Below are 15,629 nucleotides of genomic sequence, written 5' to 3'. Positions count from 1 at the left end.
GTAAAAGACAGCTCCCCTTCTGGTTACATCAACTTTCCGAAGGGGCCTGCGGTCACACCCTCTACGGAACGGGCGTAAGTATAACCGCATATTACAACTCCAGCGACAAAACTATTCCAAAGGCGTAGCTCATTCGCGAATATCATCTGCTTTGCGCAGGTTCCGGGAGCGGAGAGATCAGGACGCTACGCGCAGGCCCAAATCGGCACACCGAAGCAGGAGGGCGGTCGGTTCGACCTCCGCCTCGACGGCCACCGGCCGGATGCCGGCGGCATAATCGTCGCGGTACTGAATGGTCAGCGCCTGCAGGCGCATGCGCATGTCGGACTCGTAATTCGTCGCGGCATGGGTGGTGAGCGAGGCGCCGTGGGTGCGGCGCAGGTAGAGGAACTTCTCCAGGACCGTCATGCGGAAGCCGGCGGCCTGCGCCCGGATCACAAACTCGGTATCGCCGCCGCAGGGCCAGGCACGGAAGGCGCCGAGGCTGTCCCAGATCTGCCGCCTGGCGACGAACTGGCCGTCCGTCCCCTTGCGCCGTTGCCCGTTCTGGGGACGGTAGTCCGGCAGGGCGGGCACGATGGCGGTCGGCCGCAGTGTCTCGTCCGTGTACACGCTCCACGACATGCTGAGGTCCACGCCGCCCTCCAGCACCTCGATATGCTCCGCCAGATAGTCGGCCAGCATCACGTCGTCAGCGTCGAAACGGGCGATGAGGTCGCCCTCGGCGTAGGGCATCAGGGTGTTGAAGGTGACGTAGGTGCCACGATTACGCGGCAGGTGCACGACCTGCAGGGCCGGGTACGGCGCCGTCCTGACATAGTCCAGCGTGTCGTCGCAGCCATCCACGCCCAGCAGCACCTGCAGGCGCCAGCCGGGGGGCAGCGCTTGCGCGAACACGGCGTCGAGGCAGTCGCCCAGCCAGGCGCGCGCTCGAAAGGCGGCGATCAGGACGGACACGGTCTTCATCGGGCGACCTCCATCAGGGTGGGGCGGCCGGCGGTCAGCTCCCGCAGGCCGCGTCGCAGGAACGCGAACCACCCCGCCTTGGGCGGGTGCGGGGCGTAAAAGGGCGTTAGGTTCAGGTCGATGATGGTGTGCCGGATGCCGTCATGGATGACGTCCAGGCAGAAATAGTCGAAAGGATATTGGGCGACGAAGCCGGCGAGTTGCCGCCACAAATCCCGGGGAAAGCCGCCGTGGTCGCCGATCGCCGGGGTCAATTGCCGGCGATCGATGTAAACCCATGTGTCTTCCGGCCGCTCATCCTCTTTCTTGATCAGGTCCGGGCTGTGCGCCCGGATGCACACCAGCGCGTCGCCGCAGCCGTAGACGCGGTACAAGGTGTCGTCATGGGCGATGAAATTCTCGATGACCAGATCCGGGTTGTCCCACCAGCCGGGCTCCACTTCATCGCGGCGCATCAGGCGATAATCGTCCCAGCCGCGGATGGGGCAGTCGGCCGCGGCGGAAAACAGCGGCTGTAACTCGGCGGGCAGCGCCCTCTCCGCCTTGCCGCCATAGTTCAGGTCCGTCTTGATGAACAGGAACTGGTCGTCCGGCCCCTGGCGGGCCGCGCGCGCGCTTCTGAGGCCGGCGCGGTCCAGCATGCCGTGCAGCGTGCGCTTGCGCATGTCCGCCAGGCCGGCGTTGAGCACCCGGATGCCCCGCCGCGCCAGCTCCCGCTCAAAAGCGGGGCGTTGGCGCGGGAACAGGGCGGCGTGCGACAGGCAGTGGTGGAACAGCACCGTGTCGATGCCGGGGCCGCAGGCCGCTTCCAGCACTGTCCAGTCGTCATCCCATTGCGCCGCGCAGTGCGCACCCGCCAGATGGCTGATGAGATAGCCGCGCCACGAGTTCCATTCGTACACGAGAAGATTGCCCAGCTTTTCCATGGAGTTGTCCCCTGGAGGTTCAGCGGCGCCGGTCGACAAGCGTCGCCGTCTTGGCGGTCGTGGGGTCGATATGAAGATCGGCAAAGGTGACCGCACGCACGTAGGTCGTGTCGCCGCCCTCATCCTGTTTCATGTGCCGGCGCAGGCGCTCGGCGACGACGGGCAGGATCGCCAGGTCGTCGCAAACGACATGAAGGCCCAGCCGGTCGCAGCCGCCGCCGCCCAGATCCAGAACCACCTGCCAGGCGGCACAGCCCTCGGCCACGGCGGCGAAACCGCTATCGTCATGGGTAATTTCATAAAATCGGAAGGTGCGCGGCCGCCGGCCCCGAACCTCCAGCATGCGCTCACCGTCACGGACCACGATGCGGCCGACATCGCCCTGGCTGTAGCGGAACAGGGGAAACCGCTCACGCCAGGTATTGGTCACTACGATCTCGCCGAACCCGTCCGCATCCGGTGAGGCAATCTCCACCACGATGCGCGGCAGGATGCTGAACAGCCCGGGTGTGGCGGTGGCGTCGCAGACCGCCCAGATGCCGGTTTCCGCCGCACCGTACAGGGACCAGATCTGGCGGATGTCAAAAGTGCGGCACAGACGCTCGCGCACGCTGTCACGCATAAGCTCGCCCGCATACAGCAGTTGCGGAATTTGGGGCAAAGGCTGGCCGGACTCCTCGCACCAGTTGGCGAACAAGGTCAGGACGGACGGCGTACTCGCCAGATGGGTCGGCTGGAACAGCTCCGCCGCCGCCCGCATGTCGCTGTACGGGGACTGCGCGCTCATGGGCAAGGTGGTGGCGTAGCACCGCTCCAGCAGGTCATCCACGATGGCCGCCGTACGATAGAGGCCGGTGTAGGCGAAGAGGTTCAGCACCACCGAACGGGGCGCGAACACGCCCCGGGCCAGCAAGTGCCCGGCCAGCGCCTGCCGCTGGGCGTGGTTTTCCGCGATATCGACGGGGAAGATCAGGGGGCCTCCACCGGCGCTGCCGCCGGAGCGCACAAGGTAGATCCCCCGGTCCTCGCCGGCGGGGGAAAAGCCGTCCAGCGCCGCCAGCAAGTCGCCTTTCTGGCATACGGGCGCGTCACGCCAATGTCCGCCGTCCCGGTAGAGGTGGCGCCAGAAGGGATGACGGCGTGCCCTCTCGAAGGCACGCGCCATCATGTCGTCCACGGCGTGACTATCGCCGCTTACCGACCCGATCCAGCCGGAATCCGGGCTCATGCCGCCCTCCATAGCAAGGGCAGGTCGATATCGAAGTGCGTCAGCAGAGCACCATGGGCGCCGCAGAACGCGTCGCGCTGCGCCTGGTCCGGCAGGCTTTCCATGGCGAAGGTCAGCCAACGGCGCCCCAGCGTGCGGCACAGCCGGCGGTCGTCGGCGTCATCGCTGTGGCGGAAGCGCTCCAGGCTGGGCGGGATTTGCAACTGGCGCCAATCTTGGCACCGCCGGTGGGACAGGCTGTCCGGCAGGATCCGGTAACGGATCACCGGTTCAGCCAGCAGCCCCACCGGCACCGTGGCGCCACCGCCTTTGACGATGCTCTTGGCGACCCGGTACCAGAAGTCGATGTTCTCGTTGACATGCCGGCCTTCCGCGAAGCGCTCTTCGCCGATGGCGCCACGCCGCACGGCCACGTTGCTGGCCCGCCCCATGAAAAAGTCCAGATGGCTGGCGCTGGCGGTCACGCGGGGCAGCCGATGCAACGCCCCTTCCAGCGGTACGACCTCGTCCCGCAAGGCGTCCATGTCCGGGAAATAATCACTGTGGGAGGGGGCATCGAACCCCAGCACCAGCAGTTCCAGGGCGTGGCTTTGCATGCAGCGCAGGATTTCGCTGCAACAGTCATCGCGCCAACGGTCATCAGCGTCCAGGAACGCCAGCACCGTGCCGGCCGCGCGCTCCAGGCCGCGATTGCGCGCGGCGCTGGGGCCGCCGTTGACAGGCAGGCGCAGCAATTCGGTGCGTGCGACGCCCCGCTGGGCCAGGCGACGCAGGCCGCTTTCCGCCCGCGCGGCGCCATCGTCGGTCGAGGCGTCGTCCACCACGATCACTTCGTGGGGCAAATGCGTTTGGCGCGCCAGGGAGGCCAGGGCCTCTTCGATGTAATCTTCCTTGTTGTACAGCGGAATGACGACCGAAAGGCTCATGGCACCGCCTCGCACCGATAGAGCTTGCCGCGCTGCTGATGCAGGTTGATCACCGCGTCGTTCGAGCCGCGGAACATGCCGTTGCCGTAGCAAACGGCGTCGCGGCACAGCAGCATGCCCACCATATGGATGGGATGGGCGAAATCCGGATCATTGAAGTCGAGTTGTTCCAGATAGGGCTGGAACATGAGGTGGGGCCAATCGCGCCTCACCCGGTCAGCCCAATCCGCCTCGCCGCAGGCGGAGCGCACCAACGCGCCGATACCGCGCCCGCCGCTGCTTGGTTTGGCGATCCAATCCCCGTCTTGGCGCAGCAACCGTTCGGCTTCAGCTGGCGAGCGGGCGCAAACCGAGGCGATCAGGTGGGGGCGCAACCGTCCATAGAGATCCGCCGGCATCGCGTCGCGCATGATTTCCGCGTCGGACAAGACCGTCAGCACGCGCTTGTCATGCACCAGGATCACGGTGCGCACGTCGTTGAAGTAGGGGCCACGGGCGATAAGATGGGCCAGGACGACGGGCGCCAGCATCGGCAACTCGTTCCGGTCCAGTTGCAGGATCAGATGATCCAGCCTGCGTCCCTGGGCATACAGCGCCCCCGCATGCACGCTCACGTCCGCTGGCCGGACGGCGACGAAGCCGACGCCGGCCTGACCCAGATGATCTGACAGGCAATCGATCTCGCCACTGGGCTCCTGGGCATGCACCAGCGCCACGGTGTTTCCCGGTTCATAGGGTGCGCACAGATCGTCCCAAAAATCCGCCTGTCCCCGCGACCAGGCGCGGCTGACCATCCAGCCATTCAGCGGATAGCGCGCGCCGATTTCACAAATGCGCGCCGTTCCGTCCCGGTCCAGGATGAAGTCGGGCCGATACCAGCCCACGCGATAGGGTGTGGGCGCGGCCAGGCGCAGGATGTTTTCCAAATCCGGCGGTAGGGAATAGATGGCCCGGATGCGGGCATCGAGGAAATACCGCCGCACCACGGCCCGCAAGGCCACGTCGAGCAGGCCGGCCAGCGTGCGCATCTGGTCCCGGTACACCCCCGGAAGCGCGACCACGCGGTCGGAGCATACCTCTCCATGGCGCAATCCGCCGACCATGGGGAGCGGCGCCTTCACCCCAACGGCGCCACTCGTCTCGACCAGGATTGGGCGCCGGCCGTCATTCATGGCCGGGGAACAGAGCCCGAAGGACGTCCGCCTTCCTTTTCAGGTACTGGCCCGCGATCCCGTGCAGATCATAGGCGTCCCAATCGACCTCGACCGCCCGCGCATAGTGGGTCAGGGTGTTGACCGCATGGAAGAAATGGTTCTTCTCGGTACCACCGCAATGCACGGTGATCCAACGCAACGGGCGGGCGGTGTCTTCTGCCGTGTAATGGAAGTGTTCAACCAGCCATTGCTTGAACAGAGGCAGGATGAACTCGACCTCACCATGCGTGTAGATCTCGTGCACCAACGTGGTCAGCAGGCCCAGCGCGATGTCGGGTTCGCGCAAGGACATGTGGTCCTTCCACGTCTTGAAATCGGCGGCGTTCCGGTCGATGTAGCGGGTTTGCAGCCAAGCGTCATCGCCGACGATGTCGGACGCCATGATGTGGAACATCTTCGAATGCAGGATCTTGTGCGTCACCGCCAAGTCTTCGTCGATGATGCGATGCAGGGAAACCAGAGCCTGCAGCAGGGATTGCGGGTCCAGCACCGGTTCGCCGCGGTGCAGCTTCAAGGTCAGGCGGTTGCTGATGCCGGCCACGGTCATGGCGCTGTTGTTGGTCTGGCCCCAGCTGGCGAAGAACCGACGCAGGGTTTCGCCGTCATGCCGCCGCGAGGTCAGGTCGCGGAAGCCATTCTCGATGGCGGCGAACTCCGGCGCGTGGCTGGCGAAAGCCCTCAGCAGCGGTCCACGAAACGGTCCGTCAGGCATGGTTCGCAGCACAGGCAAAATATGATCGTTTAATCTTTCCATGTGAGAATCCCTAGAAATGACTATGATCGCGTCTCGGCTGGCATTTTATTTTCAATCGTCAGATATTTATTGCAGACAGCCGTCAACAATATGATCTGATGTTCTAATTCATTAACGTGTTCGCCATTGATACAATAAACCATGGGGTGATTTTATAAATGCTACTGAGTGCGTACTGTTGGCGCCATCTCAAACCGCCATTCTATTGGGTCAGGCGCCCTCCCCCGGTTGTGACCGGACGCCAAAAGGGAAGCGCTGGATAGGGCGCGCACGTCCTGCCGATGCCGCCACCCTTCCCTCAAAGGCAACGTAGAGGCGACCATATCGGGCACGCCACAGGCCCGGGCCAGGGTGTGGCCCCACGCCACCGTCTCGTCGGCGAGGAGCTCGGCCATCTGCACGGATGTGAGGGCAGGCGGGCGCACTTGGCTGTGTGGCGGCGGGTTTCAGAACATCAGCGGCAGGTACTGGGTGGCGACCCCGACCCCACCAGCCACGGACCGCCCGGATCCTCGTCCAGTCGGTTGTTGAGGGGGTGGCGTAGGGCCATCCCCCACCCGCGCCACCCATTCGGCGTTGGGCACCAGCGCGGCGGACATTAGGGGCCGTAAACAATCAGCGAGGCGAAGGTATGGGCGAAGTTGGCTGAAACGCACTCCGACGTCTTAGCCGCTGAACCGCCCCCTCGCTGCTGACGAATGAATCATGTTGTGTGGATGAACAGGGGCTCCAGGCTCACTGGGAACCTGACTTCTCGATCACCAGGTTCGTTTCCCCTGCGGACAGTTCCAGTCCGTAGCCGTGCCGACGAACACCGCAGGCTTATCCCAGGCCATTCCCGCAGCATTTCTTGAACTTGCGGCCGGAACCGCAGGGGCAAGGGTCGTTCCTGCCGACCTTGGGTGATGTTCGGGCGGCGGCTTGGAAAGGGGCTGGCTGGCGGCCGTTGCGGGCGCGCCAGAAGCGGGCGATCTCTTCGACGCAGGCGGGGATGAGGTCGGGCGCTTGGCTGGCAAGTTCCTCCTCGCCCTCGGCATCAAGACCGAGCGCGGATTGTCCCGTCTCATCGCCGCACAAGCCCAAGATGGGCAGCAGCAAATGGGCATGCCGCTTGGACTTTAACAGAGGCTCCCACGCGCGGGGGCGAATGCCGATGGCCAGCAGGAAGCCCTCCGCCCAGTCGGCGGCGATGAGCGTGCCGTCGGCCATGGTCCAGAAGATAGGGTCGATCAGGCCGTCCTCAACCTGGACCAGGATTTCGTTGTAGCGCTTCATGATGGTGCCCAGGATGGCCTGGGCCTGGGTGGAATCGGCGAAGATGGGCTCGCCGCCACCCCAGACCACCGGCATCCACTCGCTGGGCATGATCAACTCGGGCCCGATGGCGATTCCCGTGAGGAAGCCGTCGAGGTCGGACAGCATCATGGCCTCGGGCGGCGCATCGTCGGAGGCGAGGAATGTATCCAAGGCCTCCAACCCGGCGTCCATGCCCGGTGTGTCGTGCGGATTGCTCATGCCGCCAGTTTGGCCGAACGCGCCTCCTAATTCCAGGGCAGAAGCTCCGTCAGGCGAGACCAGCGGTGAACTGCGGCCGGATTGGGGGACGGCCTGATGGAGAGCGCTTTTCCAGACGATAAGCAGGAGCAGGGCGCACAGCGAACTCATCTATGCAGATTATCTGAACAGATTATCTTTACAGTTTACCTGCCTATCTGATAGATAACACAGCATGAATGCCACGCCGAATGATCCGGGGCCTATGCGTACATCGGTCCTGGCGCAAGACCTCCGCGCCCTGATGGGAAAGCTGAAGCGGCGCTTGCGCGATCAAGCGCATGTCGGGGACCTCACGCCCTCTCAGGTGTCGGTTCTGCTTCGGCTGGAGAAGGACGGCCCCGCCACGGCGTCAAGCCTTGCCCGCGCCGAAGGGATGCGGCCGCAATCGATGGCGCCGGTGCTGGGCGCGCTGGAAGCCGCTGGCCGCGTAAGCGGAGCGCCGGACCCGGCGGACGGAAGGCAGACCCTTTTCTCGCTCACGGAGGCCTTTCGGAAGTCGGTCGAAGAGGGCCGCGCCGCGCGCCAGGATTGGCTGACGCGCACGCTCCAGGCGCGGCTTTCCCCGCAGGAGCAGGACGAGGTCGCGAGGGCTGTCGAACTACTGAAGCGGCTCGTCGACGACTGAAAGAGTTCTGCGGCCGACAGCTGCCAACTGCATCGGGACCTTCAAGAGGATATCTCCATGGCGCTGACGACACTCGACCCGAACACCGCCCTGATCATCGTCGATCTTCAGAAGGGCATTGTCGGCCTCCCTCTCATCCATCCCATCGATGGCGTCATCGAACGGGCGCGTGCGCTGGCTGACGCTTTCCGTGAGCGCGGCCTGCCAGTCGTGCTCGTCAACGTCGCCGGCGGGGCGCCGGGCCGAACGGAGCAGCCGCGTCAAACAGGAACCCGTCCGGACGGATGGACTGATCTCATCCCGGAGCTGAACCAGCAAGCGGCCGACATCGTCGCGACGAAGCGGAGCTGGGGCGCCTTCGCGACCACCGATCTCGAAGCTCAATTGAAAGCGCGGGGCGTCACCCAGGTGGTGGTCGCGGGCGTGGCGACCGGAACCGGCGTCGAGGCGACGGCGCGTCAAGCCTACGAGGCGGGCTTCAACGTCACCCTCGCGCTCGACGCCATGACCGACATACGTCCCGAGGCGCACGAGTACAGCATCAAGAACATCTTCCCGCGGCTCGGCGAGACCGGCACCAGCCGGGAGATCATCGATCTCCTGCCGGCAAGGAGCTCTTGAAATGCCGTGGCTTGCGCTCGCGTCCTATTTCTTCGGCGGCGCCTTCCTGGCGAACGCGATCCCCCACGCCGTCAGCGGCATGATGGGCAGGCCGTTTCAGAGCCCGTTCGCCAAGCCGTCCGGTCAGGGGCTCTCTTCGTCGACCGTCAACGTGCTCTGGGGGTTCTTCAACCTGGCCGTCGCCTATGTGCTGGTCTGTCGCGTGGGTGATTTCGGGTTGAAGGATACGACGGACGTCCTCGCCTTGGGGGCGGGCGCCTTCCTGATCGCGTTGTTTTCGGCACGGCATTTCGGCCGCTTCCATGGCGGAAATGGTTCGGCGCCGCCTTCGTCTCCAACGTCGGCACCTGGGTCCAGCGCATAGCCCAGGACTGGCTGGTCGTCCTGCTGCCATGGATGTTCTTGGCTCGAGGCAGCGATTTCCCACCGACCGCTGTTCCGATGCAGGGCGGCGCGCCTTCTAGGCCACCGCCTCGCCTATCGCCGGTCGGCTGTCCCCAAGCCCGCCGCGAAGCAGCCATAGCGGCCGTCCATGTAGACCAGCGGGTCGATGGGGGCGAGGTCAATCACCTCCTGCACCTCACCAATGAACAGGCCGTGGGTCCCGAACATCGTGTTCGCCACGCTGCGACAGAAGATGCTGGCCTGGGCATCCGCCAGATAGGCGTGGCCCAGCGGGGACTGCCGCCAATCCCCCACGGAGAAGCGTGCCTCCCCCTTCTCCTTGCCGGCGCATAGGGCGGAGATCTCCGCCTGCCGTGCCGTCAGGATATTGATGCAGAAGTCGGCACCCTGGGACAGCGGCGCGAACAGGCTGGCGGACTTGTTGACGCAGATCAGCATGGAAGGCGGGTCCATGCTGAGCTCGCTGACCGCTGTCGCCGTCATGGCGTAGCGTTGGCCGCCGTGGCGGCAGGTGATGACGACGACGGCCTTGGCCAGGCTGCGCAGGCCCTTGCGCAGGGCCAGGGCGATGGTGGCGGCATCCGCCGCGGTGACGTCAGTAGGCATTGATTTCCCTCAACGCGGCCGCCGCCTCGCGCCAGCTGTCCGCCCCGGCAGGCAGACCTGCATAGAGCGTGGCGTGCAGGAGGATCTCGCGGATTTCCTCCTTGGTGACGCCGTTGGCGATGGCGCCCTTCACGTGGTTGCGCAGCTGGGCCGGCCGGCTCTGCCCCACCAGGATGGCGATGGTCAGCATGCTGCGGATTTTCAGCGGCAGACCGGGGCGGCTCCACACCTCGCCAAAGCAGGTGCGGGTGACCATATCCTGCAGGGGCAGGGTGAAATCATCCGCCTCGACCAGGCTTTTCATCCCCTCAGCGCCGAATATCTGTTCGCGCAGGTCGCGGCCCCGCTGCGCCGCGTCGGTATCCCATGATGAGCTCATGGCGTCTGCTCCCTGTCAGCCGGCCAAAGGTAGGGCCGCACCGCCTGAGCCGCGGCGGCCATTTCGCGCGCCGCGGCCGGCGACATGCCCAACGCGCGCAAAAATCCATGAATCATGTGGCGGGCCGTCAGAACCCGCACCTCGACACCGGCGGCCGCCAGGCGGTCTGCATACTCGGCCCCCTCCCCGCGCAGCGGGTCGTACTCGGCGGCGATCAGCACCGCCGGCGGCAGACGGCTCAAATCCGGAACCGATAGGGGCGGCGCATGAAACGGCTCGGCCTCCTGCGACAGACGGTAGAGCCGCACGAAATCCTCCACCCGCTGCACACTGAGAAGCGGATCGCGCCCCCACCCGTAGGACGGCCGCCCCGGTGTCAGGGCATAAGCGCCGTACATCAGCAACTGGCAGACGGGTTGAACAGGCCCACCGGCATCGCGCGCCATGACGGCCGTCATGGTGGCCAGCAGGGCGCCGACACTGTCACCGGCGACGGCAATGCGCCGCCCGTCGACGCCCAGCTGGGCGGCGTGCGCGACGAACCACTCATAGGCGGCGAAGCAATCCTCCTGTGCCGCCCGGTAGGAATTCTCCGGCAGGCGCCGGTACTGCACGCTGACGACGACGGCCCCTGTCTCCTCCGCCAGCCCTTGCGCCACCCCATCGAAGCTTTCGATGCTGCCGAAAGCAAAGCCCCCGCCGTGGAAATAGCAGATGCCGGGCCTCGGGCCCTCACCGCCGGGGTCAAGGATCGCTACCGCGATTTCGCGCCCGCGCGCCACGATGAAGCTGACATGCCGCCGCAGGCCGGCCGGCCAGGGCCGGCTGAATGCCGCAGCGTTCATGTCGGCGGCCAACCGGGCACCGGCCAGCGTCCCCCCCGCCGCCTGCCCCGCGCGGAAGGCCGCCACATAGGCGTCCATGCCGTCCGCGAGAGGCGTGTCCGAGGTCACGCGAAGGCCTCATAGCGGACATCGGGCGTATCCACCGACATTTCGGCCAGGCGGGGCATGACCTCCTGCGCGAACAGGGTCAGGTTCTCCACCGTCTCGGCATGGCCCAGCGTGCCGGCCTGGCCCATCATCAGCAGGTTCCCAAACCCGCCGACCTCGGCATGAAAGCGGCCGATCTGCTCGAAGACCTCATCGGGCGTGCCCACGAACATCAGGCCCGCATCGATGTACTGCTCGATTGTGGGGTTGGAGGGCAGCGGGCTGCCGTCGCGCAAGCGCGGGCGCACGGCATTCGGACCCGCCTTCAGAAGGCGGACATTGTCCTTCACCGAGGCGAAGCCCGCTGGGTTGCGGAACTGCGGATCCAGCCGGGCGGCGGTGGTGAAATAGGCCTTCATCTGTTCCGCGCGCTGGAAGGCGGTTTCGCGGTCCGTGGCCACGGACACCAGGCCCAGATAGCCCAGGCGATCGTCCGATGCCGGCCGGCCGTGCGTCTCCTGGTAAGTCTTGCGATAGCTGGCGAAGACCGACCGGGCCACGGCGCCGGACAGGAAGGTGGCGCAGACATAGCCCAGTTTCGCCTGCTGCGCCGCGCTGCCGGCGCTGGACGCCGTCATCCAGATGGGCGGCGTCGGCTGCTGGATGGGACGCGGCCACAGGCTGACGGCGCGATAGTTGAAGAATTCACCATCCCAGGAGAAGTTGTCGCCGGTATTGGACAGGGCCTCCAGGATCAGGTCATGCGCCTCCCAATACCGGTCCATGAAGCGCACGGGCTGCCGGTTCGACATGAACACCTCGTAGGCCGCGCCCTTGACCAGGCCCACTTCCAGGCGGCCATTGGAAATCACGTCCGCCATGGCGATCTCTTCCGCCACGCGCACAGGGTTGGCGCGGTTGCCGATGGGAATGCCCAGGGCCAGCAGCCGGGCGCGCTTGGTCTGGCGCGCCAGGATGGCCAGCGTCGTCATGCACGAGGTCGACATGCAGGTTGCCGCCGCGTGATGCTCGTTGATCATGATGTTGTAGCCCAGCTCATCCGCCAGGACGTACTCATCCAGGTAGCGATTGATCAGCCGCCCCGCCTCGGAGGGGTCGCAATGATGCTGCGGCAGGGTGACCCGCATGGGCCCCGGAACGTCGAAGGCCGGGTGGTAAGCTTGCTCGCTGAACTGCCAGACTTTCATGGATAGGCCTCCTCAGGCCGCCGCCGCGACGGCGCGCTGGGCGAAAGTGTTGATGCTGCGGGCGGCCGCCTCGACGCTGTCGACATAGATGCGGTGACCACAGTTCGGGATCGCCTCGAACACCGCCTGGGGGATCAGGGCGGCGTAGTCGCGCCCGTAATCCAGGGGGGCGATGGCGTCATCCTCCCCCCACAGCAACAGCGTGGGGGTGGCGACGCGGTGCAGCCGGTGGCGCAGCTTCGGATTGCACATGTAGGGGGACCAGCCGTACAGCATGGTCGCCTCGGCATTGCGCACCCTGCGCTCCAGCACGTCTTCCGGCAGGGCGGCCAGGTCCAGCTTCTGCGCCGGCGTCACCTGCGACTTGCGCTCCACGGTGCCGCCGTCGCACATGAAGATGTCTACGACCCGACGGTCCTTGCGGTGGGCCGTCTCGATGCCGAAGGGCGCCCCCAGCACCGCCAGAGCCAGGCGCCCGCTGTTTTTCACCAGCATCTCGGCGGCGATCCAGCCCCCGAAGGAAAAGCCGGCGACCAGCACGTCGCGCAGGTCCAACTGGTCCAGCAGATCCAGGTAGAAATAGGCGATGTCGTCGACTGTCGAGAAGGACCGCGGCAGGTCCGACCCGCCGAAGCCGGGATGCGACGGGGCGTAAACTTTGTGCGTCGCGGCAAGCAGATCGACCAGCGGCGCCATAGCCTCGATACCATCCATACCGTGCAGCAGCAAAAGCGGCCGGCCTTCGCCCTTGACCAAGAGTTCCAGACGCACATCGCCCACTTGCAGGAAATGTGGCCCGGACAGAGAGTCAGCGTTCGTCGCTTCGCTATTCATCCGCCACGACCTTTCTTGAACGCATTTGCGCGTAATTGATGATGCTTTACTTCTGCTTATGGGGGCAGAATCGTCCAATTCTTTGTGCTTGCGGAATTGATGCCGTCACGGTATCAATTGGCCATGGAACTAAGACATCTGCGGTATTTTCAAGCAGTTGCCCGCGAGGAGCACTTCGGTCGCGCCGCGCAAACCATCCGCGTGGCCCAGCCGGCGCTGACGCGCCAGGTGCGGGACCTGGAGGATGAACTGGGCGTCCAGCTGTTCGAGCGGCTGCCACGTGGCGTCCGCCTTTCCCCTGCCGGCCGGGCTTTCCTGGAAGACACCAACGCCCTGCTGGAAAAGCTGCAGCGCAGTGTCGCCCGGGCCAAAAGCTACGCCACCGGCCATGTCGGCACGGTGCAGATCGGCTTTAGCGAGATCGCCTCGCGCCATCCCGAGATCCCGGCCAAGCTGCTGCGCTTCCGGCTGGATGAGCCCAAGGTGGAATTGAACCTGCTGCCCATGAGCTCGCGCAGCCAGATCGATGGCCTGCGCAACGGCACGGTGGATGCGGCCATCGTCTACGACATCCACTTCTCCGAAGAGGATCTCGGCGCGCTGGAGCATTGCGAACTGGGTGTCAGCGACATCGTTATCGCCATCAACGAAGACCATCCCCTGGCCCAGCGTCCCATCCGGATGCGCGACTTGGCGGAAGAGCGCTTCCTGTTCCCGGCCCGCAAGCCCCAGCCGCGCTATTTCGACCGGCTGATGCAGGCCTGCCTGGCCAACGGCTTCTCCCCCAACATCGTCCAGGAAACCGCGACGGATTCCATCCTGCTGAGCCTGGTGGCCGTGGGCATGGGCGTGGGCTTCACCCAGCAGACGCGGCAGGTGCCACGCCAGGGTGTACTGTTGCGCGAGGTGGAGGATCTGGACGTCTCGTTCCGTTTGCACTTGGTGTGGCGGAAGTCCGATCCCTCGCCCGCCGTGCTGCGCTTCATCAGCGCGATGAAGTGAGATTTAGGCGTGGTTGATCCTATATAAGCCGCAGTGCTGAAAGCTCCCGATACGCGGCGACCAATTCCCGCTTATCCATCACCCCCAGCTTGCAATAGGCGCGGCGGCGGTAGGTAATGACGCTACCCAGCGACAATCCGGACTGGACGCTGATCTCTTCCTGCGTCCGGCCCAGGATCAGGCCGGCCGCCACCTCCGCTTCGCGTGCGCTGAGGCGGACATCGGCGGCCATCAGGATGGCCGCCGTGTCCGACGGCGTGCCATCGCCGGGGGGGCGGGCCGACAGGTCGACATGGCGGGTCAGCGCCGCCATCAGCACCGGCGCGTACCGCTCCACGCACGCGACATCCCCTGGCCGCGACGCGCCGTCGGACACCGTTCGATAGCCGTTGGCCATAAGGGGGCATGGGCCGGCGGACAGGATGCTCAGCCGCTCGGCGATGCCGCCGCGCTCATAGCAAGCGCTGCGGTAAACGGGGTCGGCGATGTCAGCGGCCCTGGTCCGGATCACAACGACGCTGTCCCGCGGCGCAGTCACGACCAGGCGCGCAGTGCGGTCTTGGCGCCAATGATGGCGGGCGTAGGCCAGTGAAGCGGCGCGGGCGAAGTCGGGGCCGCCCCGGCAATCCCCCGCCGCGAACAGGGCGCGAGGCGGCTCCCGCCCACCAAAGGAAAAGGCGGAGGACAAGCGCGCGCCGCAGAGCATGCCCAGCGCCGCCAGGAATTGGGTGGAGAAGTCTGGTGTTCCCACCGCCCCCACCACACCCGCCAATGTCGTGATGTCGTCCGGCGCCTTCATGATCCTGTCCTCCCGCCGGGGGGACGAGGGCTTGGGCGCCCGGCGGTATGATGGGCGGTGCGGCCGCGTCCTGGGACTCGGCCAGACCATTCCCCGGAGCCTGCGCCATGCCGACACCACCCGCCATTAGGGGCCTGTATCATTTCGCCTATCCCTGCCGTGATGGGGAGGAGACCCGGCACTTCTACGAAGACATACTGGGTCTTCCGCTCGTCAATTGCATGCTGGCCGACCACGTTCCCAGCACGGGCGAGGAGAAGCCCTACGCCCACATGTTCTTCGCCATGACCGACGGATCCTACATCGCCTTCTTCGATCTGGGCGATGATGAGATGCCGGCGCCGTCGCCCAACACCCCCGCCTGGGTCCAGCATTTCGCCATGGAAACCGGGTCGGTGGACGCGGTGCTGGCGATGCGCCAGCGGCTGATCGATCATGGCGTCGAGGTGCTGGGCCTGGTCGATCATCATTTCGTGAAGTCGATCTACTTCTTCGATCCCAACGGCCTGCGCCTGGAGGTCACCGCCCGTACGGAATCGCCGACCTACCTGGCCGACGCCGCCAGTTCCGCCCACGCGGAACTGGACAAGTGGAGCCGGGAAAAGGCCGCCCGCCGGCAGGCCAAGGCTGCCGGCTGACGTGAACGG

General features: G+C 65.6%; 17 protein-coding genes and 2 pseudogenes. 5 read left to right on the top strand and 14 right to left on the bottom strand.

Annotated features, from left to right (window positions below; genetic code table 11):
* Nucleotides 1–177: 177 nt before the first annotated feature.
* The 8 genes and pseudogenes from Y958_RS29090 to Y958_RS32650 all read right to left on the bottom strand — a co-directional run.
* Nucleotides 178–966, bottom strand: coding sequence for a glycosyltransferase family 2 protein (locus tag Y958_RS29090; protein ID WP_088875424.1), 789 nt, complete (start codon nt 964–966; stop codon nt 178–180).
* Complete coding sequence (locus Y958_RS29085) at nt 963–1,892, bottom strand: hypothetical protein (RefSeq protein ID WP_088875423.1); 930 nt, start codon at nt 1,890–1,892, stop codon at nt 963–965. Before Y958_RS29085 ends, Y958_RS29090 begins: the two co-directional genes overlap by 4 nt.
* A gap of 19 nt (nt 1,893–1,911) precedes the next feature.
* On the bottom strand, nt 1,912–3,120 hold the full coding sequence (locus Y958_RS29080) for a phenylacetate--CoA ligase family protein (RefSeq protein ID WP_088875422.1): 1,209 nt from the start codon (nt 3,118–3,120) through the stop codon (nt 1,912–1,914).
* Entirely contained in the window at nt 3,117–4,046 is a 930-nt protein-coding gene (locus Y958_RS29075; RefSeq protein ID WP_088875421.1) for a glycosyltransferase family 2 protein, read from the bottom strand. Before Y958_RS29075 ends, Y958_RS29080 begins: the two co-directional genes overlap by 4 nt.
* The gene (locus Y958_RS29070) at nt 4,043–5,107 is read right to left on the bottom strand and encodes a hypothetical protein (protein ID WP_088875420.1); all 1,065 of its coding nucleotides are present in this window, start codon (nt 5,105–5,107) and stop codon (nt 4,043–4,045) included. The genes Y958_RS29075 and Y958_RS29070 overlap by 4 nt, the downstream gene beginning before the upstream one ends.
* A 103-nt stretch (nt 5,108–5,210) precedes the next feature.
* Nucleotides 5,211–5,972: a hypothetical protein gene (locus Y958_RS29065; RefSeq protein WP_145727916.1), complete on the bottom strand. Its 762-nt coding sequence runs from the start codon at nt 5,970–5,972 to the stop codon at nt 5,211–5,213.
* 864 nt (nt 5,973–6,836) lie between these two features.
* Nucleotides 6,837–6,926: pseudogene (locus Y958_RS32185) on the bottom strand (SEC-C metal-binding domain-containing protein); the annotation flags it as partial.
* Nucleotides 6,927–7,028: 102 nt separating this feature from the next.
* Nucleotides 7,029–7,436: pseudogene (locus Y958_RS32650) on the bottom strand (UPF0149 family protein); the annotation flags it as partial.
* Nucleotides 7,437–7,812: 376 nt separating this feature from the next.
* Here Y958_RS32650 and Y958_RS29055 point away from each other — a divergent pair.
* From Y958_RS29055 to Y958_RS29045, 3 genes are read left to right on the top strand one after another with little or no spacing between them, the layout of a single operon-like run.
* Complete coding sequence (locus Y958_RS29055; RefSeq protein ID WP_244909746.1) at nt 7,813–8,196, top strand: MarR family winged helix-turn-helix transcriptional regulator; 384 nt, start codon at nt 7,813–7,815, stop codon at nt 8,194–8,196.
* 57 nt (nt 8,197–8,253) lie between these two features.
* Entirely contained in the window at nt 8,254–8,817 is a 564-nt protein-coding gene (locus tag Y958_RS29050; protein ID WP_088875416.1) for an isochorismatase family protein, read from the top strand.
* A 1-nt stretch (nt 8,818) separates the two neighbouring features.
* Entirely contained in the window at nt 8,819–9,181 is a 363-nt protein-coding gene (locus tag Y958_RS29045) for a hypothetical protein (protein WP_088875415.1), read from the top strand.
* 113 nt (nt 9,182–9,294) lie between these two features.
* Here the strand turns inward: Y958_RS29045 and Y958_RS29040 are convergent, their stop codons facing one another.
* Genes Y958_RS29040 through Y958_RS29020 form a run of 5 tightly spaced genes read right to left on the bottom strand, consistent with a single transcriptional unit; the run spans nt 9,295 to nt 13,118 of the window.
* Nucleotides 9,295–9,828 (bottom strand): flavin reductase family protein, encoded by a 534-nt coding sequence (locus Y958_RS29040; protein ID WP_088875414.1) that lies wholly within the window; start codon nt 9,826–9,828, stop codon nt 9,295–9,297.
* Entirely contained in the window at nt 9,818–10,207 is a 390-nt protein-coding gene (locus Y958_RS29035) for a carboxymuconolactone decarboxylase family protein (RefSeq protein ID WP_088875413.1), read from the bottom strand. The genes Y958_RS29040 and Y958_RS29035 overlap by 11 nt, the downstream gene beginning before the upstream one ends.
* Complete coding sequence (locus tag Y958_RS29030) at nt 10,204–11,160, bottom strand: alpha/beta hydrolase (protein ID WP_088875412.1); 957 nt, start codon at nt 11,158–11,160, stop codon at nt 10,204–10,206. The genes Y958_RS29035 and Y958_RS29030 overlap by 4 nt, the downstream gene beginning before the upstream one ends.
* Nucleotides 11,157–12,347 carry an LLM class flavin-dependent oxidoreductase gene (locus tag Y958_RS29025; protein WP_088875411.1) on the bottom strand — a complete coding sequence of 397 codons (1,191 nt, stop codon included), beginning with the start codon at nt 12,345–12,347 and terminating at the stop codon, nt 11,157–11,159. Before Y958_RS29025 ends, Y958_RS29030 begins: the two co-directional genes overlap by 4 nt.
* Before the next feature lie 12 nt (nt 12,348–12,359).
* On the bottom strand, nt 12,360–13,118 hold the full coding sequence (locus tag Y958_RS29020) for an alpha/beta fold hydrolase (protein ID WP_186291659.1): 759 nt from the start codon (nt 13,116–13,118) through the stop codon (nt 12,360–12,362).
* A gap of 186 nt (nt 13,119–13,304) precedes the next feature.
* Between Y958_RS29020 and Y958_RS29015 the strand changes: the two genes are divergently transcribed.
* Nucleotides 13,305–14,183, top strand: a complete 879-nt coding sequence (locus Y958_RS29015) for a LysR family transcriptional regulator (protein ID WP_186291658.1) — start codon at nt 13,305–13,307, stop codon at nt 14,181–14,183.
* 19 nt (nt 14,184–14,202) lie between these two features.
* On the opposite strand, the gene Y958_RS29010 is transcribed toward Y958_RS29015, so the two are convergent.
* A complete protein-coding gene (locus tag Y958_RS29010) occupies nt 14,203–14,982 on the bottom strand; it encodes a helix-turn-helix transcriptional regulator (RefSeq protein WP_186291657.1) in 780 nt (259 codons plus the stop codon).
* Between the two features lie 107 nt (nt 14,983–15,089).
* Here Y958_RS29010 and Y958_RS29005 point away from each other — a divergent pair, with 107 nt between their 5' ends.
* Nucleotides 15,090–15,620, top strand: a complete 531-nt coding sequence (locus Y958_RS29005; RefSeq protein WP_088875407.1) for a VOC family protein — start codon at nt 15,090–15,092, stop codon at nt 15,618–15,620.
* The last annotated feature ends 9 nt before the right edge of the window (nt 15,621–15,629 follow it).

This window comes from Nitrospirillum viridazoti CBAmc, from assembly GCF_000730165.1.
Taxonomy (GTDB): Bacteria; Pseudomonadota; Alphaproteobacteria; order Azospirillales; family Azospirillaceae; genus Nitrospirillum; species Nitrospirillum viridazoti.
This window is presented reverse-complemented; position numbering and strand designations above follow the sequence as displayed.

What these genes read in the sequence shown, in the direction of transcription:
- Y958_RS29005 (WP_088875407.1), top strand. Translation starts at nt 15,090, where the DNA reads ATGCCGACACCACCCGCCATTAGGGGCCTGTATCATTTCGCCTATCCC.
- Y958_RS29040 (WP_088875414.1), bottom strand. Translation starts at nt 9,828, where the DNA reads ATGCCTACTGACGTCACCGCGGCGGATGCCGCCACCATCGCCCTGGCC.
- Y958_RS29065 (WP_145727916.1), bottom strand. Translation starts at nt 5,972, where the DNA reads ATGCCTGACGGACCGTTTCGTGGACCGCTGCTGAGGGCTTTCGCCAGC.
- Y958_RS29085 (WP_088875423.1), bottom strand. Translation starts at nt 1,892, where the DNA reads ATGGAAAAGCTGGGCAATCTTCTCGTGTACGAATGGAACTCGTGGCGC.
- Y958_RS29050 (WP_088875416.1), top strand. Translation starts at nt 8,254, where the DNA reads ATGGCGCTGACGACACTCGACCCGAACACCGCCCTGATCATCGTCGAT.
- Y958_RS29090 (WP_088875424.1), bottom strand. Translation starts at nt 966, where the DNA reads ATGAAGACCGTGTCCGTCCTGATCGCCGCCTTTCGAGCGCGCGCCTGG.
- Y958_RS29015 (WP_186291658.1), top strand. Translation starts at nt 13,305, where the DNA reads ATGGAACTAAGACATCTGCGGTATTTTCAAGCAGTTGCCCGCGAGGAG.
- Y958_RS29080 (WP_088875422.1), bottom strand. Translation starts at nt 3,120, where the DNA reads ATGAGCCCGGATTCCGGCTGGATCGGGTCGGTAAGCGGCGATAGTCAC.
- Y958_RS29025 (WP_088875411.1), bottom strand. Translation starts at nt 12,347, where the DNA reads ATGAAAGTCTGGCAGTTCAGCGAGCAAGCTTACCACCCGGCCTTCGAC.
- Y958_RS29035 (WP_088875413.1), bottom strand. Translation starts at nt 10,207, where the DNA reads ATGAGCTCATCATGGGATACCGACGCGGCGCAGCGGGGCCGCGACCTG.
- Y958_RS29010 (WP_186291657.1), bottom strand. Translation starts at nt 14,982, where the DNA reads ATGAAGGCGCCGGACGACATCACGACATTGGCGGGTGTGGTGGGGGCG.
- Y958_RS29045 (WP_088875415.1), top strand. Translation starts at nt 8,819, where the DNA reads ATGCCGTGGCTTGCGCTCGCGTCCTATTTCTTCGGCGGCGCCTTCCTG.
- Y958_RS29055 (WP_244909746.1), top strand. Translation starts at nt 7,813, where the DNA reads ATGGGAAAGCTGAAGCGGCGCTTGCGCGATCAAGCGCATGTCGGGGAC.
- Y958_RS29075 (WP_088875421.1), bottom strand. Translation starts at nt 4,046, where the DNA reads ATGAGCCTTTCGGTCGTCATTCCGCTGTACAACAAGGAAGATTACATC.